The sequence below is a fragment of the Stenotrophomonas genospecies 5 genome (assembly GCF_054473825.1).
The window spans coordinates 2,502,102-2,527,601 of record NZ_JBTMUW010000001.1 but is presented as its reverse complement, the minus strand read 5'-3'; the positions used below and the strand labels follow the sequence as shown (position 1 = coordinate 2,527,601).

The following is a 25,500-nucleotide window of genomic DNA, read 5'->3' as shown; positions in this document are numbered from 1 at the left end:
TTCTTTGTTTTCAACACGTTGGAGTCAGGTCAATGCGATTGGTTCTGTTGGGACCGCCCGGTTCGGGCAAGGGGACACAGGCGACGCGCCTGAAGGACAAGCTGGGCATCGCCCATATCTCGACCGGTGACATGCTGCGTGCGGAGATCGCTGCGGGCTCGGAGCTGGGCAAGCAGGCGAAAGCGGTGATGGATGCCGGCAACCTGGTGTCGGACGAGATCCTGCTGGGCATGCTTGAGTCGCGGCTGGCCCAGGCGGATGTCGCCAAGGGCTTCATCCTGGATGGCTATCCGCGCAACGTGGCGCAGGCCAATGCGCTGGACGGCCTGCTGGCCAAGATCGGTCAGCCGCTGGATGCGGTGGTGCAGCTGGATGTGGCCACCGAACTGCTGGTCGAACGCATCGCCGGCCGCGCCAAGGAGCAGGGCCGCGCCGACGACAATCCCGAATCGGTGCGCCAGCGCCTGCAGGTCTACAACGACCAGACCGCGCCGGTGGTGGATTTCTATGCAGGCCGGGGCACCCTGGCACGCGTCGATGGCGTCGGCGAGCTCGACGAGATCGAAGCCCGCATCCTGGCCGCGATCAAGGCCTGAACCAGGCGCGCGGCCGGCTGCGGTCGGCATGCAGAACACAGGCCTGGTCCTTGCGGACCAGGCCTGTGTCGTTTTCATAGGTGCCAGCGGAGGGCTTGCTCAGGGCCCCGCAGCATGAGCTCCCTTGGGGATGGCCTCTTGGGGAGTAGGACCGGTTCGGGTACTGCGGCTGGCAATCCGAATTGTGTCCGGGTTCACAGAACATCGCTATCGGGAATTCCCTGACAGGTGGCTGGAGTTTTCTCACATCGGGTGTAGGACTTGTCTGACCCCATTACGGACATTGGCCCTATACAGCCGTGATCGGTCACAATCCTCGCTCATGAGCAGCGTACATATCCTTGCAATCGCCGGCACCTTCATGGGTGGCGTGGCCGCCCTGGCGCGGGAACTGGGCCATACGGTCAGCGGCAGTGACCAGGCCATCTATCCGCCGATGTCGACCCAGCTGGAGCAGCTGGGCATCACCCTGGACCAGGGCTACCGGGTCGACAGCGTGCCGGCGGGCACCGACCAGGTGGTGATCGGCAACGCGCTCTCGCGTGGCAACCCGGCCGTGGAGGCCGTGCTCGACGCCGGCCAGCGCTACAGCTCCGGCGCGCAGTGGCTGTCCGAGCAGGTGCTGCCGGGCCGCGACACGCTGGCTGTGGCCGGCACCCACGGCAAGACCACCACCACGACCATCCTCACCTGGCTGCTGGAGAATGCCGGTCGCGCACCGGGTTTCCTGATCGGTGGCGTGGCCGAGGATTTCGGCGTTTCCGCCCGCCTCGGCCAGGGCCGTGAGTTCGTGGTGGAAGCCGATGAGTACGACACCGCCTTCTTCGACAAGCGCAGCAAGTTCGTCCACTACCGGCCGCTGGTCGCCATCCTCAACAATCTCGAATACGACCACGCCGACATCTTCCCGGACGTGGCCGCGATCCAGCGCCAGTTCCACCATCTGGTGCGCACCGTTCCCGCGCGCGGCCGCCTGATCGTCAACGGCGAGGACGTGCACCTGGCCGAAGTGCTGGCAATGGGCTGCTGGACGCCGGTCGAGCGTTTCGGATTCGATCCGGCGCTGGAATGGCATGCCGAACTGCTGGCCGCCGATGGCAGCGCCTTCCGCGTGCACCATCACGGGCAAGCGCTGGGCGATGTGCAATGGTCGCTGCTGGGGCGGCACAACGTGCTCAATGGCCTGGCTGCGCTGGCCGCTGCCCATGCGGTGGGCGTGGCACCGGCCGAGGTGATCCCGGCGCTGGCGCGCTTCCGCAGCGTCAAGCGGCGCATGGAAGTGATCGGCAGCCACGACGGCATCACCGTCTACGACGACTTCGCGCACCATCCCACCGCGATCGCCACCACCCTCGAGGGCCTGCGCGCCAAGGTGGGCGATGCACGCATCGTGGTGGCGATGGAACCGCGCAGCAATTCGATGCGGCTGGGCGCACATGCACACGCGCTTGCGCCCTCGCTGGCGCTGGCCGACGAGGTGGTGTTCCTGCATCGTCCCGAGCTGGCCTGGGACGCAGCGTCGGTGATCGCAGCGGTGCGCGGCCACGCGCACGCGGTACCCGATACCGACGCATTGCTGGCACAGCTGCAGGAGCGCGTGCACCGCGGTGACCACGTGGTGTTCATGTCCAATGGTGGCTTCGACGGCGCGCCGCGCCGTTTCCTCGCAGCATTGCAGGCGCGATGAGCACGGACGCGTCACTGCCCCTGTTCCCGCTGCACGCCACCCTGCTGCCTGGCGCGGCGATCGGCCTGCGCGTGTTCGAGCGCCGCTATCTGGACCTGATCCGCGACAGTGGCCGCAGTGCGGAGGGATTCGGCGTCTGCCTGATCCTTGATGGCCAGGAGGTCGGTGCGCCGGCAACGCCGGCCGCCTACGGTGTGCAGGTACGCATCGAGGACTTCGATGTCGGCGCCGACGGCGTGCTGCAGCTGCGCCTGCGCGGTACCCGCCGCTTCCATGTCGAGCGCACCCGGGTGCGCGACAACGGCCTGGTGGTGGCCGATGTGCGCTGGTGCGAAGAAGACCCGGATGACGAGCTGCGTCCACAGCATGCGCTGCTGGCCACCGTGCTGGGTCACATCATCGAGCAGGCCGGCGAAGCCTACGCTCCGGCCAACCCTGCGTTGCTGGACCAGGCAAGCTGGGTCGGCTGGCGCCTGGCCGAGCTGCTGCCGTTGAGCGAACAGCAGCGCCTGCAACTGCTGCAGATGGACGATCCGCATCAGCGCCTGCAGCAGCTGCTGGGCTGGATGCCGTAAAGAATCATCCCGCGCGGTAGCGCCGGGCCACGCCCGGCGGCTCCTCACGGTGCGATGGTCTTCAACCGCAGTACCGGCAACCCGGTTTCGCCGTGCACATCCTCGCGTTGCGGCAGTTCCTGCACGGCGTCCTTCACCGCGTTCAAGGCTGGATCCACGCCGCGCAGCGGATGCCACATGCCGATCCACTGGAAGTGGCGCTCGTAGCGCAGGGTCTGTGCGCTGCCCAGCCACAGTGGCGTGTCGCCCGGCTGCAGCTGCACGGCGGCCGGCCACAGGCGCAGCACGTAGCGCTCGTCCGGACGCGCCCCCTGGCGCACCATCAGCAATGCTTCCACGCGCGTGTCCAGCGTTGCCGGCAAGACCGGCAGCTGCTCCGCACCGGTGTCCTTGTCCAGCATCAGCAATGCTTCCTGCCAACCGGCCTGCTCCTGCAGCGTCCAGCCACGTGCCTCCAGCTGTGCCTGCAACGGGGCCAGGGGACCGGCGACCTGCACATCGAGCGGCCAGCGCTGGTCATCGTCGAACTCGTTGCGGCGCGCCGGCAGCGCGGACCAGTCGTGCTGCCACCACGCCTGCATATCCATCGCCTGCGCGGCGGGCAGGGACGGCTCGAAACGTTCCAGCTTCACCGCGATGTTGCGCGGCGCATACCACATCGCGGCAACGGCGAAGACGCCGTAGAAAAGCCAGGCGACCGGTTTGACCCAGAACGACCGGTTGAACCGGCGGCGGTAAGCAATGCCCAGCACCAGCAGCCAGAACGTGCCGAACAGCATGCCGCCGATCACATCGCTCAGCCAGTGTGCGCCCAGATACAGGCGCGAGAAGCCGATCAGGCTGACCACGATGCCCGATACGAGGTACGGCCAGACGCGGGTGCGGCCGGGCATCTCGCGCGCGATCAGGACCGCGAAGAAGCCGAAGGTGATGGTGGCCATGGTCACCGATACCGACGGGAAGCCGAAGCCGCTGCTGGCGTCGACCGGGCGGACCACATCCACGGTCGCGCCGAGCAGCAGCGTCAGGGCCAGGCCGAAGGCGAGCGCGGCCAGCCAGTGCGCCGCAGCCATCCAGCGCCGGCGCCAGATCAGGTAGCCCATCGCCGCGGCGGTGGCCGGCAGCAGTACCGGCCATGCGCCGAGCGAGGCCAGCGCCGCCATCGGGTAGTCGGCCAGCGGGTTGCGCAGCGCCAGCATGGCCTGGTGCACCAGCAGATCGACCGCAAGCGGTTCACCGTGCGCGACCACCAGGGTGAGCAGTGCGAACCAGCCCCAGCCGAGCAGCAGCAGCATCAGTGCCAGCATCGCCAACGGCACCGACTCGCGCCGCTTCGGGTCGAGCACGCCGACCGTGTAACGGCCCAGAGTCGGATGGCGGTTGGACCAGTCGAGCAGGCGCGACAGCCAATGATCCATGCGCGCTGCGGACCAGCGGTAGCCGTACAGCACGATCGCCCAGACCAGGCTGAGGATCACCGCGAGCAGGCCGACCACCACCACCAGGCGACCTGCCACGGCCGCGACCGCGTCATAGGCTTCGCCCAGGATCCAGCCTGGCGCCAGGAACAGCACGGCCCAGGAAATGCTGGCGATGCCGCTGGCCTGCATGTAGCGGCTGGCGGGCATGTTCATCATGCCGGCGATGGCGGGGACGAACGGCCGGATCGCGCCGACGTAGCGGGCCACAAGAATGCTCTTGAAGGCATTGCGGCGGAACAGGTTCTCGCCACGGTCCAGCAGTTGCGGGTAGCGGCTGAACGGCCACACGCCGCGCAGGCGATCGCCCCAGCGGCGGCCGATCCAGTAGCTGATGCCGTCGCCCGCGAACGCACCCAGCGCTGCCGCAGCGACCGCGTACGGCCCGGAGATCTGGCCAAGGCCGATGAACACGCCCACGGCGAACAGCAGGGGCAGCGCGGGCACGATGGCGCCGAGAATGATGACCGCGTCGCAGAACGCGATCAGAAAAATGACCGCGCCCGCCAGCACGGGATGAGCGGCAATCCACGCGAGGGTGGCGTCGATCCATGAAGAGTCCATTGCCCGATTATAAAGGCGTGAAGGTGACTGGTTCCCAGCCGCTTGCCGACCGTTTGCCACCGTCGGCATCGCCTAGAATGGCGCCATGCCGCATTCGCCAGACGTCCCACCACATGCATTGAAGGCCGACAGCTTCGGCCGCATCCTTCGTATGGAGGGCCCCGACGGGCCGTTCGTGCGCCGCGATCTGGGGGCGACGCCGCTGTGGCTGCGCCTGCCGGCGTGGTGGCTGGCGCGGCGCGAAGCACGCGCGCTGCGCCATATCCACGGCATGGCCGATGTCCCGCAGCTGATCGATTGGGATGGCCGCCACCTGGATCGCAGTTTCATGGCCGGCGATGCCATGTACCAGCGCCCGCCGCGCGGCGACCTCGCCTGGTTCCGCGCCGCGCGGCGCCTGCTGCAGCAGCTGCACCGGCGCGGCGTCGCCCACAACGACCTGGCCAAGGAGGCCAACTGGCTGGTCACCGACGATGGTCGTCCGGCGCTGATCGACTTCCAGCTGGCGGTGATCGGCAATCCGCGCTCGCGCTGGATGCGCCTGCTGGCCCGCGAGGATCTGCGCCATCTGCTCAAGCACAAACGCATGTACTGCCGCGAGTCATTGACGCCGGTGGAGAAGCGCGTGCTCAAGCGCACGTCGTGGGTACGCGAACTGTGGTTCGCCACCGGCAAGCCGGTCTACCGCTTCGTCACACGGCGCATCCTGCACTGGGAAGACAACGAAGGGCAGGGGCCGAAGCCGTGAGACGGTGGCACGTAGTGACCACGCTGCCGAGCGCGGCCAGCGTCCTGCATCCGCAGCTGGCGGGTGCGGATTTCGTGCATGCCTGCCGCGTCGACACCCATCGACAGGGGCGCAGTGCGCTGCAGGCCTATCGCGACATGGCAGCGACGGTCCCTGCGTGGTTTGACGGGCTGATGGCGCTGCGCAACCAGGGCATGCGCCTGCTCGGGATGAAGGATCTGGGTTCGCTGCGTGCGGTGCAGGCTGCGCAGCATCCGAGTCCCGGGCAGCGGCTCGGCATTTTCACCCTGCAGTCGCTGCACGATGATGCCATCGTGCTGGAGGATGACGACCGGCACCTGCACGTGCAGCTGGCGCTGCAGTGGCAGGGTGACACGCTGGAAGTGGCGACGGTGGTGCATACGCACAACGCGTTCGGGCGCCTGTACATGCTGCCGGTGGACCCGATGCACCGGCTGATCGTGCCGCATCTGCTGCGCAGGCAGGTACGCGCGTACGGGTAGGCCGGGCCCGGCGGCACCCGGCGCCACCGGAGCGCTAGGGCGTTGCCGGCACCAGCTGCTGGCCAATGAAGTTCCGCTTGGCATCGAAGTCATAGCCGATCTGCAGCTGCCCCACATCCGGGCAGGCATGGCAGTCGCGCAGCGGCGTGCGGTACAGCAGGCGGATGCCGCCGCCTTCCAGTGGTGCGGTGCCTGCGGCCTGCGCCGGTGCGAACGGCGTCGCCTGCGGGTTGGCCTTCAGCACTGCCTGCACAGTCGGGTCGGCGCGCAGCGCATCGTCCAGCTGCACCGCATCGACATCGATGCGCTTGCCGCCTGCATCCACCAGACGCGTGCCTTGGTTGGTGTTGGCGCGGAAGGGATATTCAACCGTGGCCACGCCCAGTCCGTCATGCTCATGCCACGCGCTGACATAGGCCAGTTCGCCGCCGGTGGAAAGCTGCTCGGCGGCCGTGATTGCATCCGAGCTGGCGCCGCCGCTGCGCATCGCATCGCGCAGGCAGTCGCGCGTCGCCGCATCGCCTCCCTGACGGCAGGCGTTGAGATCGCCGTCCCACACCACCGCCTCGCTCCAGCGCATCCGGCCATCGGTCGCTGCCTTCTCCGCGCTGGGGGTGTCCGTGGCGACAGGTTCCTTGCCGGGCTCGGGCGAGCTGCCCTGGCAGGCGGTCATCAGGGCGAGTGCGAGGGCAGGCAGCAGCAGACGGGAACGGCGCATGGCGTGGACCTCGTGCGTTGACTGGAGGCCCGAGTATCGTCAAGACCGGGTGAACTCCGCGTCGGCGCGGCATACTAGCCGCTCATTGCATACGCTGGAGTCTGGAACGTGGGCAGTCTGCAGGGCAAGACCCTTTTCATCACCGGTGCCTCGCGTGGCATCGGCCTGGCGATCGCGCTGCGTGCCGCGCGCGATGGTGCCAACGTGGCCATCGCGGCCAAGTCGTCGGTGCCGAACCCGAAGTTGCCGGGCACCATCCACAGCGCTGCCGATGCGGTGAATGCGGCCGGCGGCCAGGGCCTGGCGTTGAAATGCGACATCCGCGAGGAAGAGCAGGTGCAGGCGGCCGTCGCCGCTACGGTCGATACCTTCGGTGGCATCGACATCCTGGTCAACAATGCCAGCGCGATCTGGTTGCGCGGCACGCTGGAGACACCGATGAAGCGCTTCGACCTGATGCAGCAGGTCAATGCGCGTGGCAGTTTCCTGTGCGCACAGGCCTGCCTGCCGTACCTGCGGCAGGCCCCGAATCCACACATCCTCACCCTGGCGCCGCCGCCGAGCCTGGAACCGAAGTGGTGGGGTGCGCATACCGGCTACACGCTGGCGAAGATGGGCATGAGCTTCGTCACCCTCGGTCTTGCCGCCGAGTTCGGGCCGCAGGGCGTGGCGGTCAATGCGCTGTGGCCGCGCACGGTGATCGCCACCGACGCAATCAACATGATCCCCGGCGTTGACGCGGCGGGATGCCGCACGCCGCAGATCATGGCCGATGCCGCGCATGCAGTGCTGGTACGCGAAGCCGCGGGTTTCCACGGCCAGTTCCTGATCGATGACGAGGTGCTGGCACAGGCCGGCATCACCGACCTGTCCGGCTACGCGGTGGATCCGTCGCGGCCGCTGCTGCCGGATCTGTTCCTCGACTGATCCGATGCGAGTGTCATGATCGGCCAACTGCGATAGAATTCGCGGCTGTAATCGTTTTCAACAAGGATGTGCGTAGATGCTCCGTCGTACCACTGCAGCGCTGCTCGCTGCGTCGTTGTCGCTTGCCCTGGTCGCCTGTGGTGGCAAGCCGCCCGCCTCGTCCGGCACGTCCGACAAGGCCGATGCCGCGCCTACGCAGGATGCCCAGCAGCAGCTGACCGCCAAGCTCAACGCCTATATCGGCTGCTTCAACGCGGTCGATTCCGAGGTGCATGGCAGCGCCCGCGCCTACACGGGCTGGATCAAGGATCTGGAGGCCGGTCCGAGCGGACGCGAGACCCGTGTGTACGGACCAAGCGAGATCGACGACTACGACATGAAGCAGTGCGACGCACCGATCACCGAGGCGATCGCGGCCCAGCCCGCGCTGCCGGAACTCGATGCGGCGGCTGGCCGCTACCTGCAGGCGCTGAAGGCACTGGTGCCGGTCAGCCATGAGGCACACGACTACTACGAGCGCCAGGATTACGAGGACGACCAGTTCGCCAAGGGCAAGCAGCTGCACGCGCCGCTGATGGCGGCGTTCAAGGCCTTCGCCGGCGCCAGCGAAACGTTCAACACTGAACTGGAACGCCAGAACGATGCTGCCCAGCGCGAGCACCTCAAGGCGCTGGAACACGCCGAGGGCCGCACCCGCGAGTACTACCGGCTGGCGATGATGCTGGAAGCGAAAGCGATCATGGACCTGATGGGCGACGACGATTTCGATCCGGCGCAGGCCGATGAACGGCTGCAGGCCTTCAATCGCATTTCCGACGAAGCACATGCCAAGGTGGCCGATCAGGAGCCGGGCAAGCTGGACTGGAACAGCTTCGAGCGCGAAGCCGAGAACTTCCGTCGCGAGGGCAAGGAGCGCCTGCAGCGGGTCAGCAGCAAGACCCCGTACAACGACTTCGAGCGGCGCATGCTGGATTCGCCGTCGATGGCCCCGCGGGGTTCGGCCGGGCGACTGCTGCATGTCTACAACGCGCTGGTGTTCCAGAGCAACCGGCAGTAGATCCGGGTGACAGTCCAGTGTGCCGACGCACTGGTCAGTGCCAGCAATCCGATGCGCTGAGGCGGGAGCGGCGGCAGGCTGCTCACCGCCCCGCGCAGGTACGGGTCAGCGGTTGAAGGCTTCCGGCAGCGCGTTGCCGCAGGCCCGGCAGTGGCGTGCATCCGGTTCGTGGCCTTCCAGCCCGCAGTGCGGGCAACCCCGGGCATCGCGGCGTGCCGCCAGCTCGGCCTCGCGCATGGTGCTGGCCAGTTCAGCGGTGTAGATGCCGGTGGGCACGGCAATGATGCTGTAGCCGATCAGGATCAGCACGGACGTGACGAAGCGGCCGAGCACGGTCTGCGGCACGATGTCGCCGAAGCCGACCGTGGCCATGGTCACCACCGCCCAGTACATGCTGGCAGGAATGTTGCTGAAGCCGTTCTCCGGTCCTTCGATCACGTACATCAGCGCGCCGGCGATGATGGTGATGGTGATCACCGTGAACAGGAACACCAGGATCTTCCGCCGGCTGCGCCACAGCGACTGCATCAGCACGCCGCTTTCCTCGATGTAGCGGGTCAGCTTGAGGATGCGGAACACGCGCAGGATGCGCAGTGCGCGCACCACCAGCAGGCTCTGCGCGCCGGGGATGAACATCGACAGGTACGCGGGCAGGATCGACAGCAGGTCGATGATGCCCCACACGCTCACGGCATAGCGCAGCGGGCGCTTGACCACCGCCAGCCGCAGCAGGTACTCGGCGGTGAAGATGAGGGTGAAGCCCCACTCGAGCACGTACAGGCTGGTGGACCACTCGGCGTGCAGGTGCTGCACGCTGTCGATCATCACCACCAGGATGCTGGCGATGATGGTCACCACCAGCAGCAGGTCGAAATTGCGCGAGGGCCGGGTATCGTGCCGGTAGATGATGTCGAACCACTGGCGGCGCCAGCCGGTTTCGGTGGCGGGGTTCAGCTGGGGGGCGGAGAACGGTCGCATGGGCGCATTGTGCCGCAGGGGTTCCGGCGCGAGAATGGGCATTCCTGAATCCTGCCGACTGCCATGACCGCCGCGACCGACCCGCTGATCTCCCTTTCGCACTACTACCTGCCGGTCTACAAGCCTCGCCAGGTGGTGCTGGAGCGTGGCCAGGGCGCCCGCGTGTGGGACAGCCAGGGCCGTGAGTTCATCGATCTGGCGGCCGGTATCGCCGTGTGCGGCCTGGGCCACAACGACCCGGATCTGGTGGCGGCACTGGTCGAGCAGGCCGGCAAGCTCTGGCACACCAGCAATGTGTTCTACAGCGCACCGCCGCTGCACCTGGCGGAAGAGCTGGTGAAGGCCAGCCGCTTCGCCGAGCGCGTGTTCCTGTGCAATTCCGGCGCCGAAGCCAATGAAGTGGCGATCAAGATGGTGCGCAAGTGGGCCTCCAGCCAGGGGCGGCCGGCTGACAAGCGGGTGATCATCACGTTCCGCGGCAGCTTCCACGGCCGCACCCTGGGCGCGGTGACCGCCACCGCCCAGCCGAAGTACCAGGAAGGCTATGAGCCGCTGCCCGGTGGCTTCCGCTACATCGACTTCAACGACGAAGTGCAGCTGGAAACGGCGATGGCCGCGGGCGACGTGGCGGCGGTGATGCTGGAGCCGGTGCAGGGCGAGGGTGGCGTGATGCCGGCCAAGTCCGGTTTCCTCAAGCGCGTGCGCGAGCTGTGCGACCAGCACGGCGCGCTGCTGGTGCTGGATGAGATCCAGGCGGGCATGGGCCGTACCGGCACGCTGTTCGCGCACTGGCAGGATGACGTGGTGCCGGACATGGTCACCCTGGCCAAGGCGCTGGGAGGCGGCTTCCCGATCGGCGCGATGCTGGCCGGCCCGAAGGTCGCCGAGACCATGCAGTTCGGTGCGCACGGCACCACCTTCGGTGGCAATCCGCTGGCTGCTGCCGTCGCCCGCGTAGCGCTGCGCAAACTGTCCTCGCCTGAGATCGCCGCCAATGTCAGCCGCCAGTCGAAGGCGCTGCGCGATGGTTTCGCCCGCATCAGCGAGGAATTCGGCGTGTTCAGTGGCGTACGCGGTCGCGGCCTGATGCTGGGCGCGGTCCTGGCCAAGGACTTCGCCGGGCAGGCCGGTGCCATCCTCGATCACGCGGCCGAACACGGCCTGCTGACCCTGCAGGCCGGTCCGGACGTGCTGCGCTTCGTGCCGTCGTTGAACATCACCGACGAGGAAGTGGCCGAGGGCCTGAAGCGCCTGCGTGCCGCTGTTGCGGCGTTCGTCGCCGCACGCTGAAGCCTTGGCGCTGACCCCGTTGCCGCGGAATCGCTGTAGAGCCGAGCCCATGCTCGGCTCATCTCCACGTCAGGCAACGGCAGCCGAGCATGGGCTCGGCTATACAGCGGTCACGTGATCCGGTAGCGCTTCAACACCTTGCCCAGCCCACGGCCATCGTGCACCGTTTCCGCGTGCAGCCCAGCGGCGCGTGCGCCGCGCACGTTGGCGAACAGGTCATCGACGAACAGCGTGTGCGCAGGCGCTGCATCAAGCATCTCCAGCGTGCGCAGGAACACCTCCGGCGCCGGTTTGCGCAGGCCGAAATCGGCGCTGCAGAACACGCGACCCAGCAGGGCAGGGAACAGCTCCGGCAGCAGGGAAGGCAACGCCTGTTTCATCAGCGCGCCATTGTTGGTCAGCACCGCCATCGGCAGCTGCAGGGCCTGCAGCCGTTGCAGGACTGCGCGCTGCGGATGGCTCGCGGCTTGCCGCGCTGCGGTCCAGGTGTCCACGTCGATGGTCCTGTGCAGAAGCTCTCCCAATCGCGCCAGATAGGCAGGGCCGCCCAGCGAGCCATTGTCATGCGCGGCTTCCAGCCCGCTGTCGTACAACGCGGCCTGCACGGCCTGCGTCGGAACCCCCAGCGCCTTCGCCAGATGCAGCACGCGTTGCGCGCGCTGGTAATGCACCAGCACGCCGTCTACATCCAGCAGCAACAGGTCGATCCGCATCGGCCGAGCATGCCATTGCGGCAAGTGTGCGGGAAACCCTGGAGTGGGCATGCGACAGACGGTCGCAGACGCGGCCACAGGGGGCTGCCTAGAATGGCGCTTGAATCCGCAGGAGAGGCAACGATGAAGGCTTGGATGGTGGCAGTGGGACTGGGCGCGCTGATGCTGGCGCCGTCGGCGATGGCGCGTGTGTGTGCGGTGAGCATCGACAGCACCGACCAGATGAGCTTCAGCAGCCGCGAGATCAAGGTCGCCGCCGACTGCACCGCCGTGGATCTGACCCTGCGCCACACCGGCAAGTTGGCCGCCACTGCCATGGGCCACAACTGGGTGCTGACCCGCAGTGCCGATTACCAGCCGGTGGCGATGGCGGGCATGCGCATGACCCTGGCCGACAGCTACCTGCCGAAGGCCGACAAGCGCGTGTTGGCGCACACCAAGGTGATCGGCGGCGGCGAGACCACGCGCGTGCGCTTCTCTACCCAGGGCCTGCAGAAGGGCGGTGACTACACCTTCTTCTGCTCGTTCCCCGGCCACTTCGCGATGATGAAGGGAACGTTCGTCTTTGGTTGATGCCGTTTGCAGCGTCGCACCATGCTCGACTGCTCTTTTCCGCGCTGCGTACGATGAGCCGGGCATGGCTCGGCTCTACACGTTGCAGTAGATCCACGCCAGGCGTGGATACGGTGCAAGGCAGTGCCAACCAAGGTTGGCACCCGCCATGGGCAGGGCTCAGTCCTTGGCGGCCTTGAACGCCACGCGTGCAGCGGCCAGCGTCGCTTCGATCACCGCATCGTCGTGCGCACTGGACAGGAAGCCGGCCTCGTACGCCGACGGCGCCAGGAACACGCCCTGGTCCAGCATGGCGTGGAAGAAGCGGTTGAACGCCGGAATGTCACAGGCGGTGGCCTGCGCATAGGTCTCCACCTTCCCGCTGGTGAAGAACAGCCCGAACATCGCCCCGACCCGGGTCGTGGTCACGGCCACTCCGGCGTCTGCGGCCGCAGCTTCCAGGCCCTCGCACAGGCGTGCGGTGCGCTCGGCCAGGTCGGCGTGGAAGCCGGGTTGCTGGACCAGTTCCAGCATTGCCAGGCCGGCCGCCATCGCCACCGGATTGCCGCTGAGCGTGCCGGCCTGGTAGATCGGGCCGGCGGGGGCGATCTGCTGCATCAGGTCGCGGCGACCGCCATAGGCGCCCACCGGCATGCCGCCGCCGATGATCTTGCCGAAGGTGGTCAGGTCCGGCGTGATCCGGTAATGCGCCTGCGCGCCGCCGAGCGCCACGCGGAAGCCGGTCATCACTTCATCGAAGATCAGCAGTGCGCCGTGTTGCGTGCACAGCTCGCGCAGGTGCTGCAGGTAGCCGTCGCGCGGCGGGATGCAGTTGGCGTTGCCCACCACCGGTTCGATGATCAGGCCGGCGATCTCGCTGCCCTGTGCCTCGAACAGCGCGGTGGCGGCTTCGAAATCGTTGTAGGGCAGGGTCAGGGTGAGTTCGCTCAGGCCTGCCGGAACGCCCGGCGAGGTGGGCACACCGAGGGTCAGCATGCCGCTGCCGGCCTTCACCAGGAACGAGTCGCCATGGCCGTGGTAACACCCTTCGAACTTGACGATGCGGTTGCGACCGGTGGCACCGCGCGCCAGGCGGATCGCCGACAGGGTCGCTTCGGTGCCGGAGTTGACCATCCGCACCATCTCGCAGGACGGCACCAGGCGGGTGATGGTCTCGGCCATGGTCACTTCGGCGGCGCACGGTGCACCGAACGAGAGGCCCTGTTCGACGGACTTCTTCACCGCCTGGCGTACGGCCGGATGATTGTGGCCGACGATCATCGGACCCCAGGAACCGACATAGTCGATGTAGCGGTTGCCGTCCACGTCGTACAGGTAGGCGCCATCGGCGCGCTCGACGAAGAAGGGCTCGCCGCCGACCGACTTGAATGCGCGGACCGGCGAATTGACGCCGCCCGGCAGCAAGTGCTGGGCACGGGAGAACAGGGCGTGGGACTGGTCGTGGTTCATCGGGTTTCCTGGGTGTTACCGGAACTGGGCGAGGTAGGCGCGCTGGGTGGCGACCGGGTCCGGTGCGGCGTAGATGCCGCTGACCACGGCCACCAGGTCGGCGCCGGCCTCGATGAGGGGACCGACATTGTCCGGCGTCAGGCCGCCGATCGCCACCCGCGGTACGCCCAGTGCGGCGCTCTGCCGCAGCAGATCGATGTGGGCACGGCTGGTGGTGATCTTGGTGGTGGTCGGAAAGAAGGCGCCGAAGGCCACATAGCTGGCGCCAGCGGCTGCGGCGGCCTCGGCGTTGGCCAGCTGGTCGTAGCAGGAGGCGCCGATGATGGCGTCGGCACCGAGCAGGGCGCGCGCGCTGGCGATGTCGCCGTCGGTACCGCCCAGATGCACGCCGGCTGCGCCCACGGCCCGGGCCAGTACCGGGTCATCATTGACGATCAGCGGCACGCCGTGCTCTGCGCACAGCGCCTGCAGTGCGGTGGCCTGTTCCAGCCGCAGCGCGTCGCTGGCGGTCTTGTTGCGGTATTGCAGCCAGGTGGCGCCGGCGGCCAGCAAGGGCGCGGTGCGGGCCAGCAGGCGTGCGGTGTCGGGCTCATCCGGGGTGATGAGGTAGACGCCACGGGGCGCCGGGGAAGCAGAGGTCATCGATGGCTACCGGTGAGTGGACCGCGATGGGACAATGGCGGCCCGTGAATTCAAGCCCGATTATCCGATGAGCGACGCCACCCCCACCACCCTGCGTACCTGGATGTGCGTGGTCTGCGGCTTCCTTTACCACGAGGCCGACGGCCTGCCGGAAGAGGGCATTGCGCCGGGCACGCGCTGGGAAGACATTCCGGACACCTGGACCTGCCCGGACTGCGGCGTTACCAAGGCCGATTTCGAGATGGTCGAGGTCGATTGACGGACGTGGGGCGGGCCGCAGGTCCGCGCACCGACCGCCTCAATGCAGCCGTGGCATCGGCCCGCCCAGATCGATCAGCTTCTCGCGCAGCCACTGCGCGTCGCTGGCCTCGGGATTGCGCTTGAGGTACTGCCCCAGATCGTGCCGGGCTCCCGTCAGGTACTCCAGCTGCAGGTAGGCCAGGCCCCGGTCGCGCAGGGCGTCGTCCTGCTCCGGCGCCAGCTTCAGCAGGCGGTCGGCACTGCGCGCGGCACGGTCCCATTCACCGGCCTCGGCATACACGCCGTGCAGGTTGCGCAGCATCCGCATCAGGATCGCGCGGGACGGTGCCGGATCGAGAATCTGCGCCAGCACCTGGTCGTCGGGCATCTGCCCGCCCAGATGTGACTTTGCGCGCTCCCGCAGTTCGTCCACATCCAGCGGCCGACCGCCGTTGAACGGGTCCATCACCAGGACACCGTCATCCACCGGCAGGCGCACCAGGAAGTGGCCGGGGAAGGACACGCCGTCCAGCGGAATGCCCAGCCGCCGCGCGACCTCCATCTGTACCAGCGCCAGCGAGATCGGATTGCCGAGCCTGCGCTCGAATACCTGGTTGAGATAGCTGTTGCGCGGATCGTAATACTCGTCGTGGTCGCCGCTGTAGCCCAGTTCGTCGAACAGGTGGCGATTGATCGCGGCCATTTTCAGCGGACTGCGCTCGATGCTGTCCACTTCGGCGCGAAGGTGGTCGACATGGCTCTGGATCAGCGCGTCGTAGGTGGACGGCTGCAGATCCGGATATTCATCGCGCGCGATCAGCAGCGCGGTCGGCAACAACGGCAGCGCCTCGTCTTCGAGGTCGGCCAGTGCATCCCAGTCGGGGAGTGTGATCCGGTCCGGCATGGTCACAGACTGGCGGCAATCGCAGACGGATTCAAGCGGTGTGGCGTGAAAAATCCAGGGGTCAGATCCCGTCCGCGTGCGAAAGGGATCCGACCCCGACCGGGGTGCCGGCCGGCCGCCGGGCCGCGTGGGCCTACTTCTCGATGCCCGGGCCGAAGGTCAGTTCGGTACCGTCCTTCAGCTTGAGCTTCTCGGCCTGGCCGGCGTTGAGTTCCAGCACGTACCGGGCCGGGCCGCCGCTGGGATAGGGCGGGCACATGTCGCCGGCCGAGCAGGGCGGCACGTCGCGCTGCTGGCTCACCAGCCGGCGCTGGCTGTCGAAGTACAGGATGTCCAGCGCGATCTTGGTGTTCTTCATCCAGTACGCCTGCATTTCCTCGCGGTCATGGATGAACAGCATGCCGTGGTCAACGGGCATCTGGTCGCGGAACATCAGCCCGCGTGCGCGGGCCTCATCATTGGTTGCCAGCTCCACGTGGTAGCGGGCGCCGTCCAGTTCGACCCAGTGACGGGCCGCATCGGTGGCACAGCCGGCCAGGGCGAGCAAGGGAAGCATCAGCAGCGAACGCAGCAGCGACATCGTCAGGATCCTTCGCGTGAGGGTCAGAGCACGACCGGCGGTTCGCCGCCGATGATCACCACGTCGGCACGGCGACGGGCAAACAGGCCGACGCAGACCACGCCGGGCAGCTGGTTGAGTTCGCGCTCGAGCTTTTCCGGATCGGTGATCTGCAGGTTGTGGATGTCCAGGATCTGGTTGCCGTTGTCGGTGACCACGCCCTCGCGCCAGGTCGGCTGGCCCCCGGTCATGTCGCGGATCTGCCGGGCCACCAGGCTGCGTGCCATCGGAATCACTTCCACCGGCAGCGGGAACCTGCCCAGCACCGGGACCTGCTTGCTCGGGTCGACGATGCAGACGAAGCGCTCGCTGGCCTCGGCAATGATCTTCTCGCGGGTCAGTGCAGCGCCACCGCCCTTGATCAGGCACTTGCCGGGATCGCACTCGTCGGCGCCGTCGACGTACAGCGACAGGTTGCCGGTGTGGTTCAGCTCGATCACCTCGATCCCGTGCTGCTTCAGGCGCGCGGTGCTCTGTTCCGAGCTGGACACCGCACCCTTGATGCGATGCTGGATGCGCGCCAGCGCATCGATGAAATAGGCGACGGTGGAACCGGTGCCGACACCGACGATCATGCCGTCTTCGACGTACTCGATGGCTTTCTCGGCGGCCAGGCGCTTGGCTTCGGACATGGGAGGAACTCTCAGCAGGGAATCAGGATTTCTTTTCCAGCGACAGCAGCAGCTTCCACTGCGCGGCGGTCACCGGGAACACCGACAGGCGGTTGCCCTTGGCAACCAGCGGGAAGCCCTCGCCCAGCGCTTCAGCGTGCAGCTTGATCTCGTCCAGCGCGATCACCTGCCTGAGCTTGCGGTCGAAGGCCACGTCCACAAGCATCCAGCGCGGGTTCTCGCGCGTGCTTTTCAGGTCGTGGTAGTCGGATCGGGGGTCGAACTGGGTATCGTCCGGGTAGGCCGGGCTGGCGACCGTGGCCAGGCCGACGATGCCGGGGACCTTGGTATTGGAGTGGTAGAACAGGATGCCGTCGCCGACCTGCATGCCATCGCGCATGAAGTTGCGCGCCTGGTAGTTGCGTACCCCGTTCCACGGCTCGACCTTGACCCGGGCCAGGTCATCGATGGAGAAGGCGTCCGGCTCGGACTTCATCAGCCAATAGCGCTTGCGGGCGGTCATGCGTTCACGGGGGCAGCGGAGGGGAACAGGGTGCCGGCTTCGGTGCAGATCGCATCCACCGGCACGTCCCACGACGCCACCGGCAAGGATTCGACCTGCTGCACCGCGAAGGCAGCACCGACCAGCCAGGGCGGCGCCGGCCGGTCGTGGCGGAAGGCGAAGCTGCGATCATACCAGCCGCCCCCCATGCCCAGCCGCCGGCACTGTGTGTCGAAACCCACCAGCGGGGTTACTACCAGCGCCATCTGCGCCGGTTCCAGCGTGTCTTCCACGGCCACGTCCGGTTCCGGAATGCCGTAGCGGTTGCCGGTCAGGGGCTGACCGGGCCGCCAGGGCGCGAAGCGCAGCGTGTCGCCGGCCAGCACCGGCAGGCAGTAGGTGAGTCCATCGGGCAGCTGCAGCTGCCAGCGATGCAGCGCGATCTCACCGTCCAGCGCCCAATAGCCGGCAACGTGGCCGTGAAGCGGCGCAAACGGCAACGCCAGCAGCCCATCGGCAAGGGCATCGGCGGCGGCGATGCGCTCGCTGGCGGAAAGGTCGCGGCGGCGTTGCCGCAGGTCGTGGCGCAGGGCCTGGCGCGGGTCGGTCATGGCAGCGTGCGGCAAGGAACAGCCGTCATTGTGCCGGAAAGAACAAGGGCGACGCCCGAAGACGCCGCCCTTGCTGGAATATTGCATTCTCCGCAATGTCGATGCATGCGAAACGACCTTGAACCCGGGGGCTCAAGTGGGAACGCTGGAGAACCATCGGGCTTCCCGCTACAAGGCGGACCTGCACTCCCGGCGCTGTCGCGCTCCCGGTGTCGTTCTTAAGGGACAAGGCGAATGTTTGCACATGCCGTCGAGTACCGCAGAGAACGCAGGGCCATTATAGCGGCCGGTCCTGATCTGGATAGGCCGTTCGTCGGCAACAGTCCGTGCCAATTCAGAAATGAGAAGACGCGTGTCGCGCGATCTGTCAGGGATTGCCGTCGATGGCGCGGTCCAGCCGCCGGTTCAGGTCGGCCAGCGTCTGCTGCAGGGCCACGGCCTGGCGGGCGTTCTCGTCACGCAACAGCTGCAGTTCATGGGCCAGATTCAGTGCCGCCAGGACCGCGATGCGGTCGACCGCCGCCATGCGGTTGCTGCCACGGATCTCGCGCATCCTTGCGTCGAGCAGGCGCGCGGCCGCCATCAGGCTGTCGCGTTCATCGGCACCCACGCCGACGGTGTACTCGCGGTCGAGGATGCGGACGCTGACCGGTTCGGCGCTCATGTGTGCTGCTCCAGGGATTTGAGCCGGCTGATCATCGCTTCCACCCGCGAGCGCGCCTGTTCGTTCTTGGCCAGCAGCGTCGAGCGCTCGGCCACCAGCTGTTCCTGCTGGTGGCGCAGGCTGCGGTTCTCTTCGGCCAGGCGCTGGTTGCGTTCAAGCAACGCTTCCACGCGGGCGGCGAAGTCCTGCAGCTGGGCAAGGGGATCGGCGGGTTCCATGCAGGCACGATAGGCAAGCCGGGTCAGGACGGTCAAGCGCTGTCGCAGCATGCCCGGATGGCCACGGGGAGGTCGCTATCGGGTTGCTACACTACAGGGCTCACGGGCGCGCGCGTGCGCGCTCGGGGTTTCCTTCTCCGAACGAGCCGCACGATGACCGAACTTCCCTCCGTCGACGACGTTTCCCGCGCCAGCCAGGACCTGGGCCTGGGCGCCACCGCTGCCGAGCTGCATGGCGGCCTGTGCGGCTGGCTGGCCGCCGGTGGAGCTCCCGGCAACGACTGGCCGGCGCGTGTGCTGGCCGACGACAGCCTGCCGCCGGTGGCGGCCGACAGCGCCCTCGGGCAGTTGTTGCAGGCCACCATCAAGCAGCTGGAGGACCGCGATTTCGCGTTCGAGCTGCTGCTGAGCGACAGCGAGGACGTGGCTGCGCAGGCCGACGCCATGTTCAGCTGGACCCGCGCCTTCCTGGGTGGATTCGGACTGGGCAGTGGCGGCCGTCGTCCGGCCCTGTCCGAAGAGGGCGAAGAGGCGCTGACCGACATGGCCAGCCTGGCGCGTGCTTCCAGCGAGGATTTCGAGGCGGGTGGCGAGGACGACGATGAGGCGCTGTCGGAGATCGAGGAATTCATCCGCGTGGCGGTGCTGCTGCTGCACGGCGATGTGGTGCTGGCCGCGCGCCACCGGCAGCGCCTGAACTGATGGACATCAAGCAGCGCACCGGCATCGCGGCCGGCGAGTACAAGCGTCGTCGCCGGCAGCTGATGGACATGGCCGGCGAAGACGCCATTCTGGTGCTGCCCGCCGCGTCCGAGAAGGTGCGCAGCCTGGATACCCATTACCCGTACCGGCAGGATTCGGACTTCCAGTACCTGAGCGGCTTTCCGGAGCCGGAAGCCGTGCTGGTGCTGATTCCCGGGCGTCGTCACGGCGAGGCGATCCTGTTCTGCCGCGAACGCGATGCCGAGCGCGAGGCCTGGGACGGCAGCCGCGCCGGCCAGGAAGGCGCCGTGGCGCAGTTCGGCATGGACGATGCCTATCCGATCGACGATCTGGACGACATCCTTCCGGGCCTGCTGGAGGGACGCTCGCGCGTCTACTACCACTTCGGCCGTGACGCGGACTTCGACCTGAAGCTGATCGGCTGGGTCAACCGTGTCCGCTCCCAGGTGCGCCACGGTGCGCAGCCGCCGCACGAGTTCCTGGAGCTGGGCCACCTGCTGCATGAGCAGCGCCTGTTCAAGTCCGGCGCGGAGGTGGCGCTGATGCAGCACGCCGCCCAGATCAGCGTGCGTGCGCACCTGGCAGCGATGAAGGCGGCGAAGGCGGGCATCCATGAGTACGAACTGCAGGCCGAACTGGAGCGCGTGTTCCGTGCCAGCGATGCGGTGCCGGCGTACTGCAGCATCGTCGGCGCCGGCCGCAACGGGTGCATCCTGCACTATCGCGACAACAACGGGCGTGCGCGCGACGGCGAGCTGGTGCTGATCGATGCGGGTGCCGAGTACCGTGGCTACGCCAGCGACATCACCCGTACCTTCCCGGTGAACGGGCGCTTCAGCGCCGAGCAGCGCGCGCTGCATGATCTGGTCGGCCAGGCCCAGGCGGCGGCGCTGGCCCAGGCCCGGCCCGGCGTACCCTACGAAGCCGGCCACCTGGCGGCGGTGCAGACGCTGACCGAGGGCCTGCTGCGGCTCGGCCTGCTGAAGGGCACGCTGGAGAAGAATCTTTCCGAAGGCCTGTACCAGCGCTTCTACCGGCACAAGACCGGCCACTGGATCGGGCTGGATGTGCACGACGTGGGCGACTACCGCCTGGCCGGGGACTCGCGGCTGCTGGAGCCCGGTATGGCGTTCACCATCGAGCCGGGCCTGTACATCGGCGTGGACGATACGACGGTGGAGCCGCGCTGGCGTGGCATCGGCATCCGCACCGAGGACGATGTGCTGATCACCGACGATGGCCATCGCGTGCTGACCGAAGGGCTGGCGCGGAGTGCGGACGAGATCGAAGCGGTGATGGCGGGGTAAGGGTTATCGGCAGGGCTTGCAGCCCTGCACCCGCAGACGCAACAGCTGGAGCAACAGCAACAGCGGGCTATCCGTGGGATGGCGGGGCACTGTGGGTTTGCGGGGACGCCGTGAACCCGTCCATGGGGGCCTGGTCGCGGCATCCATGCCGCTCACACCCCGCAAACCCACAGTGCCCCGCCTTCGACAGTTGTCCGGTAGCTGTTGGTAGGTGTCGACCTTGGTCGACACGGAGCGAGCGCAGCGAGCGACCCGCTTCTGCTTTTCTTTTTTCTTTTCCGTGGTTGGACGCGGCAGGAAACTGTCAAGGGTGGGGCGGGTGGGCCATGCAGGGGCGTTGGCGCCATGGATGGCGCCATCGAGCTTACAGGGACGTGCTTGCAGCGTCCCCTGCATGGCCCACCCGCCCCGCCAAGCGCGGCTTTTGATTCAGCATCCAACCACGAGGGGCTCAGCCGTTGGCTGCCGCAAACTCCGGTCGCGTCAGGTTGTCCGCTTCGCCATCGGTGCACAGCACTTCGTCCTCGATGCGGATGCCGCCATACGGACGGAAGAAGTCCACGCGCTCCCAGTTGATCGCATCGCCATGGCCGGCGTCCTTGACCTCGTTCAACAGCATGTCGATGAAGTACAGGCCCGGCTCGATGGTCACCACCATCCCCGGTTCCAGCACGCGGGTCAGACGCAGGTAGGGATGACCCGCCGGACGTTCGATCCGGCCGCCTTCGTCGCTGGCGGCGAATCCGGCCACGTCATGCACCTGCAGGCCGATCAGATGGCCGATGCCGTGCGGGAAGAATGCGGCGCTGACGCCGGTTTCCAGCGCGGTCTGCGGCGATACCCTGATGACGCCGAAGTCCTTCAGAACGCCCATCAGCGACAGATGCGCGTCCACGTGCAGCGTCCTGTAATCAACGCCCGGGCGCACCGCCGCGCACATCTGCTGCTGGGCGGCATCGACGGCAGCAATCATCGCAGCGAATTCGTCGTGGCCGTGCGCCGCGTAGGTACGGGTGATGTCGCTGGCGTAGCCGTGCGCGCTGGCGCCGGCATCGATGAGGAAGCTGCGCAGCGGCTGCGGTGCCTTGCGGCCCAGTTCGGTGTAGTGCAGAACGGCGGCGTGCTCGTTCAGCGCCACGATGTTGCCGTAGGGCAGTTCATTGGCGTCCTGGCCCACCGCCTGGCAGTACGCCATGTGGATGCTGAATTCGTCGGCACCGTTGCGGAACGCGGCTTCGGCGGCGCGATGGCCGCGCACGCCCAGCACCTGTGCCTGGCGCATCAGGGCGATCTCGTAGGGCGTCTTGCTGCCACGGTGCCATTCCAGGTAATTCACCACCGCCGGAGGATTGTTCGGCACGTGGCTGCCCAGTGCGCTCTGCGGCTCACCCAGGATCGCGCAGCGCGACGGATCGGCCGGCAGCAACGCCAGCGCTTCATCCGGCGTGCGGATGATGTGGATGTCGAAGTGCTCCACCCACCAGCCGCTCGGCGCGTCCGGCACTACGTGCCAGTAATCGAACGGCTGATGGAAGATCACCACCGGCCGCTTGCCGGGCGTAAACACGATCCAGCTGTTGGGCACGCGCGTCAGCGGCAACCATGCCTTGAACTGCGGATTCACCGCATAGGGATAGTCGCGATCATCAAACACCTGGTAGTGCAGGGTGCCGCTGGGCACCACGAGGTGATCAAAGCCGCCGCGCGCCAGCGCCTGCTCGGCGCGTCGGCACAGCACGGCCAGGTGATCGGGATACAGGGCGCCGGGGTCTTGCTGGATCATTGCGGTGGCTCGACACGGAAAACGGCCCTAGATTCTGCCGCATACCGGCAGAAACCGCTGTGCCGGAACCGGCAGTCAGTCCGTCGAAAGCGGTCCTTCGTCGCTGTCTTCGCCTACCCACTGCCGCAGCAGCTGGCGGTGTTCGCGTGACAGGGTGAGGAACCGGAAGCCCACCCAGCTCTGTCCCGGGGCGTGCGCCGGCTCGCTCCACAACAGGTGCACGCCCACGTCGATGGCTGCCTGCTGGCCATCGCCCAGCGGCAGCGGGAAGCGGAACTGATACAGCGCGTCGTCGCGCAGCGCAGTGCTGGCCAGCATCAGCATGCCGGTTTCGGACACATTGCCAAGGCGACCGACCACGCAGTCGCGCATCTGGTCGGTCACCGGCACCAGGTCCGACACCTGGCGTCGGGGGGCGCGGCGGGTGTCCTGCGGCGGCGTCATGCTCATGCGGGGGTGTCCTGCGGGTTGCGGCCGGCAAGCGCACGCAGGGCGCCCAGGCTGGCCTTCCAGGCGCGGTCGACCAGCCGGCCCTTGTCTTCGGTGACCAGATGCGCACGCCCAGCGCTGATCTGCCGCGCCAGGCTGTCGAGGTCGGTTTCGGCAATCTTCTGCCCGCGCGGATTGACGAACAGCACATGGCCGGTCAGCAGGCTGTACCAGGACAGGCGCTGGCGGCGAAGCGTGCCATCGCCGTTGTCGATGTCGAACCAGCTGCCGAAGGGCAGGGAGCACAGCTGTTCGTAGGCGGCCTCCTCCGCACTGCTGCGTGGCGCGGCAGGGGCGGACGCACTGCGGCTGTCGGTGTGCTCGCCCAGCCGGGCGCGGGCCTTCAGCCGCGCGCTGAGTTCGGTACGCGACGTGCTGTCGTCCTCGCCCCCGGGTGTGGCCAGGCGACGGGCCACCGCTGAGGCTTCCTCGGCGTGATAGCCCACCTGCAGCAGCGCGGCCTCCACATCGGCGGCCAAGGCGCCATCGGTGCCATCGACGCCGTTGGCGGCGGTTGCAGTAACGGCCGCGATGCGCTCGGTCTGCTGCAGCCGCTCCTGCCACTGGGGCGAGTCCTCGCCATGGCGCAGCCGGGTCAGGATCAGCGCGTCGGACCAGGCCTGGCGCAGCAGGGTCTGGACGAAGCGCGGCGGCTGCTGCGTGCTGCAGCACTGCTCGATCTGGGCGCTGGCCTGGCGCCGCGCGAGTTCCAGGCGCTCCCTGCCGCGCGCGGCTTCGACGTGGCGGCGTTCGGCCAGTTCGGCGCGATGGGCGGCCGCGCGCTGGTGCTGCTGCACCTCTTCGTTGGCAGCAGCGAAGGCTTCCGGCGTGCGTGCATCCTCGCCGAGCAGGCTCTGCACGCTCTGTGCCATGCGCTGCAGAAACTGCGGATCGACGTCGTCGTCCCCCAGCCAGCGGGCACCGGCTTCGGCGATATGGTTGAGCAGCTCGCGCGCAGGATGCTCGTCGCGTACGAAGAAGCCCGGATCGGCCATCGCTGCACGTGCCAACGGTACCTGCAGGCGCGCCAGCAGGGCGGCGGGCACCGGGTCCGGGCGCTGCTGCTGCTGGATCTGCTGCATCAACAGGCGCAGCAGGTCCAGGTTGTCGCGATCATGGCTGCCGATCTGCGCATGCGGGCCATGCTCGCTGCGCAGCTGCGCGACCACGGCGGCCTGCAGGTCGACCACACCGGTAGCGGCGCTGGCCTGGTTTTGCAGCCTTGCCAATACCGCATCGACGGCAGCAGTCGGTACCGCAGGCGCGTCTGCCGCCGGCGTGGTACGCGCGCGCTGCAGCAGGTCGTGCAGCAGGGTGCCGGTGGCGGTGGTCAGCCCGGGGGTCGCTGCAGCGGATGCGGAACCGGACTGGAAGGCATCCTGCATCAGGGTCGACCAGGAGCCGGCAGGCAGGTTCTCGCCCCAGCCGGTCATGGGGGCCGCCGCGCGCCTGGCTGGCTGCGTGGCACGGCCGCCAGCGACGGACTGGGTGATGATCCTTCGCGTACTCGACGAGCGGGCCAGATACGGGGTGTAGACCAGGCCCGGCAGCACGCCTTGCTGGGCGAGCAGGGCATTGGCCCGATCAAGCAGGTCGCCCAGGCGTTCCAGCACCTGGCGCTCGAAACTGCGATACAGCGCCAGCTGCACCTCTGCCCCGAGGCCATCCTGTTCGGCGACCCTGCGCACCATCGCGCACAGCGCCTGCGGTGCCAGCGGAAGGGTATCGGCTTCGAACGCAGGCGCCGCAGCCAGCACGCCCAGGCGCTGGCCGAGCAGGTTCAGGGCGTTGGCCGAGCGCTGCGTCTCGCGCCGGACCATTTCGGTGAGCAGCAGGTCGCGGTCGACCTCGTGCTCGTCGACCAGCGACAGGCCGATCGTGCCCGGCAGTGCGGGCGGTGGTGCTGCTGCCGTGAAGGCGGTCGGTTCGCGCAGCCGCGCCAGTGCCTCGGCCACCGCATCGAGCATGCGCTCGCTGAAGTGGCCGGCGAAGGCATGCAGTTGGCTACGCTGCGCCATCAGTTCAGCCTGCTGCTGCGGACTGCGCGCGCGGTCGGCATCGTGCAACAGGAGTTGTTCCACCGCTTCGACGGTCAGGATCAGCGGCGCGGTCAGTGCCTGCCGGCACAGGCCGGTCAACGCCCCCAGCAGTTCACGTACCCGCGGTGGCAGGTCGGTGCTGGCCAGGCGGGCAGCGTCGGTGGCGGAGAGGGAGAAGACAGCTGACATCGGCGTGCGGTACCCGGATTCCCGCGGAGCGATCCTGTGAATTTACCGTGTCGGCCGAGGCCGGCGCTACTTTAGGGTGAATGCACACGCTGCACGCCGGGCC

Annotated in this window: 28 protein-coding genes and 1 other RNA gene; 12 read left to right on the top strand and 17 right to left on the bottom strand. The window is 67.7% G+C overall.

The window, feature by feature from the left end:
- Positions 1-32: 32 nt before the first annotated feature.
- The 3 genes from ACX9OW_RS11645 (at position 33) to ACX9OW_RS11635 (ending at position 2,858) form a co-directional block, all read left to right on the top strand.
- Entirely contained in the window at positions 33-596 is a 564-nt protein-coding gene (locus ACX9OW_RS11645; protein ID WP_053519211.1) for an adenylate kinase, read from the top strand.
- A gap of 322 nt (positions 597-918) precedes the next feature.
- Positions 919-2,283 carry a UDP-N-acetylmuramate:L-alanyl-gamma-D-glutamyl-meso-diaminopimelate ligase gene (gene mpl / locus ACX9OW_RS11640; protein ID WP_065181702.1) on the top strand — a complete coding sequence of 455 codons (1,365 nt, stop codon included), beginning with the start codon at positions 919-921 and terminating at the stop codon, positions 2,281-2,283.
- Positions 2,280-2,858, top strand: a complete 579-nt coding sequence (locus ACX9OW_RS11635; protein WP_065175087.1) for an LON peptidase substrate-binding domain-containing protein — start codon at positions 2,280-2,282, stop codon at positions 2,856-2,858. Before mpl ends, ACX9OW_RS11635 begins: the two co-directional genes overlap by 4 nt.
- Positions 2,859-2,902: 44 nt before the next feature.
- Here ACX9OW_RS11635 and ACX9OW_RS11630 read toward each other — a convergent pair whose 3' ends face one another.
- Entirely contained in the window at positions 2,903-4,900 is a 1,998-nt protein-coding gene (locus tag ACX9OW_RS11630; RefSeq protein WP_180875883.1) for a bifunctional DedA family/phosphatase PAP2 family protein, read from the bottom strand.
- Positions 4,901-4,985: 85 nt separating this feature from the next.
- Here ACX9OW_RS11630 and ACX9OW_RS11625 point away from each other — a divergent pair, with 85 nt between their 5' ends.
- Both ACX9OW_RS11625 and ACX9OW_RS11620 read left to right on the top strand, forming a co-directional pair.
- Entirely contained in the window at positions 4,986-5,648 is a 663-nt protein-coding gene (locus ACX9OW_RS11625; protein ID WP_111186793.1) for a serine/threonine-protein kinase, read from the top strand.
- 14 nt (positions 5,649-5,662) lie between these two features.
- Positions 5,663-6,151: a DUF2867 domain-containing protein gene (locus ACX9OW_RS11620; RefSeq protein ID WP_429000952.1), complete on the top strand. Its 489-nt coding sequence runs from the start codon at positions 5,663-5,665 to the stop codon at positions 6,149-6,151.
- A 34-nt stretch (positions 6,152-6,185) separates the two neighbouring features.
- Here ACX9OW_RS11620 and ACX9OW_RS11615 read toward each other — a convergent pair whose 3' ends face one another.
- Complete coding sequence (locus ACX9OW_RS11615) at positions 6,186-6,869, bottom strand: hypothetical protein (RefSeq protein ID WP_111186792.1); 684 nt, start codon at positions 6,867-6,869, stop codon at positions 6,186-6,188.
- A gap of 108 nt (positions 6,870-6,977) precedes the next feature.
- Between ACX9OW_RS11615 and ACX9OW_RS11610 the strand changes: the two genes are divergently transcribed.
- Positions 6,978-7,796 (top strand): SDR family oxidoreductase, encoded by an 819-nt coding sequence (locus tag ACX9OW_RS11610; RefSeq protein WP_053519841.1) that lies wholly within the window; start codon positions 6,978-6,980, stop codon positions 7,794-7,796.
- A 76-nt stretch (positions 7,797-7,872) separates the two neighbouring features.
- Positions 7,873-8,853, top strand: a complete 981-nt coding sequence (locus tag ACX9OW_RS11605) for a YiiG family protein (RefSeq protein ID WP_459062295.1) — start codon at positions 7,873-7,875, stop codon at positions 8,851-8,853.
- A gap of 105 nt (positions 8,854-8,958) precedes the next feature.
- Here ACX9OW_RS11605 and ACX9OW_RS11600 read toward each other — a convergent pair whose 3' ends face one another.
- Positions 8,959-9,831, bottom strand: coding sequence for an ion transporter (locus tag ACX9OW_RS11600; RefSeq protein WP_053519846.1), 873 nt, complete (start codon positions 9,829-9,831; stop codon positions 8,959-8,961).
- Between the two features lie 63 nt (positions 9,832-9,894).
- Between ACX9OW_RS11600 and ACX9OW_RS11595 the strand changes: the two genes are divergently transcribed.
- Entirely contained in the window at positions 9,895-11,121 is a 1,227-nt protein-coding gene (locus ACX9OW_RS11595; protein ID WP_193396842.1) for an acetylornithine transaminase, read from the top strand.
- 110 nt (positions 11,122-11,231) lie between these two features.
- Here ACX9OW_RS11595 and ACX9OW_RS11590 read toward each other — a convergent pair whose 3' ends face one another.
- Positions 11,232-11,834 (bottom strand): HAD-IA family hydrolase, encoded by a 603-nt coding sequence (locus tag ACX9OW_RS11590; RefSeq protein WP_193396843.1) that lies wholly within the window; start codon positions 11,832-11,834, stop codon positions 11,232-11,234.
- A 123-nt stretch (positions 11,835-11,957) separates the two neighbouring features.
- Between ACX9OW_RS11590 and azu the strand changes: the two genes are divergently transcribed.
- Entirely contained in the window at positions 11,958-12,407 is a 450-nt protein-coding gene (azu, locus tag ACX9OW_RS11585) for an azurin (protein ID WP_050509801.1), read from the top strand.
- A 159-nt stretch (positions 12,408-12,566) separates the two neighbouring features.
- Here azu and hemL read toward each other — a convergent pair whose 3' ends face one another.
- Positions 12,567-13,856, bottom strand: a complete 1,290-nt coding sequence (gene hemL, locus ACX9OW_RS11580) for a glutamate-1-semialdehyde 2,1-aminomutase (RefSeq protein WP_459062294.1) — start codon at positions 13,854-13,856, stop codon at positions 12,567-12,569.
- A gap of 15 nt (positions 13,857-13,871) precedes the next feature.
- Positions 13,872-14,498 (bottom strand): thiamine phosphate synthase, encoded by a 627-nt coding sequence (gene thiE / locus ACX9OW_RS11575; RefSeq protein WP_253118316.1) that lies wholly within the window; start codon positions 14,496-14,498, stop codon positions 13,872-13,874.
- 34 nt (positions 14,499-14,532) lie between these two features.
- Here thiE and ACX9OW_RS11570 point away from each other — a divergent pair, with 34 nt between their 5' ends.
- Positions 14,533-14,757 (top strand): rubredoxin, encoded by a 225-nt coding sequence (locus ACX9OW_RS11570; protein ID WP_317233187.1) that lies wholly within the window; start codon positions 14,533-14,535, stop codon positions 14,755-14,757.
- A 39-nt stretch (positions 14,758-14,796) separates the two neighbouring features.
- Here the strand turns inward: ACX9OW_RS11570 and ACX9OW_RS11565 are convergent, their stop codons facing one another.
- The 8 genes from ACX9OW_RS11565 to ACX9OW_RS11530 form a co-directional block, all read right to left on the bottom strand.
- Positions 14,797-15,642 carry a SirB1 family protein gene (locus ACX9OW_RS11565; RefSeq protein ID WP_053519834.1) on the bottom strand — a complete coding sequence of 282 codons (846 nt, stop codon included), beginning with the start codon at positions 15,640-15,642 and terminating at the stop codon, positions 14,797-14,799.
- A 133-nt stretch (positions 15,643-15,775) separates the two neighbouring features.
- Complete coding sequence (locus tag ACX9OW_RS11560; protein ID WP_164150879.1) at positions 15,776-16,222, bottom strand: DUF192 domain-containing protein; 447 nt, start codon at positions 16,220-16,222, stop codon at positions 15,776-15,778.
- Between the two features lie 23 nt (positions 16,223-16,245).
- Positions 16,246-16,893, bottom strand: coding sequence for a ribose-5-phosphate isomerase RpiA (gene rpiA, locus ACX9OW_RS11555; RefSeq protein ID WP_065175077.1), 648 nt, complete (start codon positions 16,891-16,893; stop codon positions 16,246-16,248).
- A 22-nt stretch (positions 16,894-16,915) separates the two neighbouring features.
- On the bottom strand, positions 16,916-17,395 hold the full coding sequence (locus ACX9OW_RS11550; RefSeq protein WP_459062293.1) for an EVE domain-containing protein: 480 nt from the start codon (positions 17,393-17,395) through the stop codon (positions 16,916-16,918).
- Complete coding sequence (locus tag ACX9OW_RS11545; protein WP_053519830.1) at positions 17,392-17,985, bottom strand: 5-formyltetrahydrofolate cyclo-ligase; 594 nt, start codon at positions 17,983-17,985, stop codon at positions 17,392-17,394. The genes ACX9OW_RS11550 and ACX9OW_RS11545 overlap by 4 nt, the downstream gene beginning before the upstream one ends.
- A gap of 83 nt (positions 17,986-18,068) precedes the next feature.
- Positions 18,069-18,254, bottom strand: a non-coding RNA gene (ssrS, locus tag ACX9OW_RS11540) — 6S RNA.
- 98 nt (positions 18,255-18,352) lie between these two features.
- Positions 18,353-18,649 (bottom strand): cell division protein ZapA, encoded by a 297-nt coding sequence (locus ACX9OW_RS11535; RefSeq protein WP_053519829.1) that lies wholly within the window; start codon positions 18,647-18,649, stop codon positions 18,353-18,355.
- Complete coding sequence (locus ACX9OW_RS11530) at positions 18,646-18,867, bottom strand: TIGR02449 family protein (RefSeq protein WP_005410898.1); 222 nt, start codon at positions 18,865-18,867, stop codon at positions 18,646-18,648. The genes ACX9OW_RS11535 and ACX9OW_RS11530 overlap by 4 nt, the downstream gene beginning before the upstream one ends.
- Before the next feature lie 153 nt (positions 18,868-19,020).
- Here ACX9OW_RS11530 and ACX9OW_RS11525 point away from each other — a divergent pair, with 153 nt between their 5' ends.
- Both ACX9OW_RS11525 and ACX9OW_RS11520 read left to right on the top strand, forming a co-directional pair.
- Positions 19,021-19,569, top strand: coding sequence for a UPF0149 family protein (locus ACX9OW_RS11525; protein ID WP_053519828.1), 549 nt, complete (start codon positions 19,021-19,023; stop codon positions 19,567-19,569).
- A 5-nt stretch (positions 19,570-19,574) separates the two neighbouring features.
- Positions 19,575-20,897, top strand: coding sequence for an aminopeptidase P N-terminal domain-containing protein (locus ACX9OW_RS11520; protein ID WP_111186809.1), 1,323 nt, complete (start codon positions 19,575-19,577; stop codon positions 20,895-20,897).
- A 451-nt stretch (positions 20,898-21,348) separates the two neighbouring features.
- On the opposite strand, the gene pepQ is transcribed toward ACX9OW_RS11520, so the two are convergent.
- The 3 genes from pepQ to ACX9OW_RS11505 form a co-directional block, all read right to left on the bottom strand.
- Positions 21,349-22,680 carry a Xaa-Pro dipeptidase gene (pepQ, locus tag ACX9OW_RS11515; RefSeq protein ID WP_065181689.1) on the bottom strand — a complete coding sequence of 444 codons (1,332 nt, stop codon included), beginning with the start codon at positions 22,678-22,680 and terminating at the stop codon, positions 21,349-21,351.
- A 75-nt stretch (positions 22,681-22,755) separates the two neighbouring features.
- Positions 22,756-23,130 (bottom strand): PilZ domain-containing protein, encoded by a 375-nt coding sequence (locus ACX9OW_RS11510; RefSeq protein ID WP_065175725.1) that lies wholly within the window; start codon positions 23,128-23,130, stop codon positions 22,756-22,758.
- On the bottom strand, positions 23,127-25,397 hold the full coding sequence (locus ACX9OW_RS11505; RefSeq protein ID WP_459062292.1) for a DUF1631 family protein: 2,271 nt from the start codon (positions 25,395-25,397) through the stop codon (positions 23,127-23,129). The genes ACX9OW_RS11510 and ACX9OW_RS11505 overlap by 4 nt, the downstream gene beginning before the upstream one ends.
- Positions 25,398-25,500: the final 103 nt, after the last annotated feature.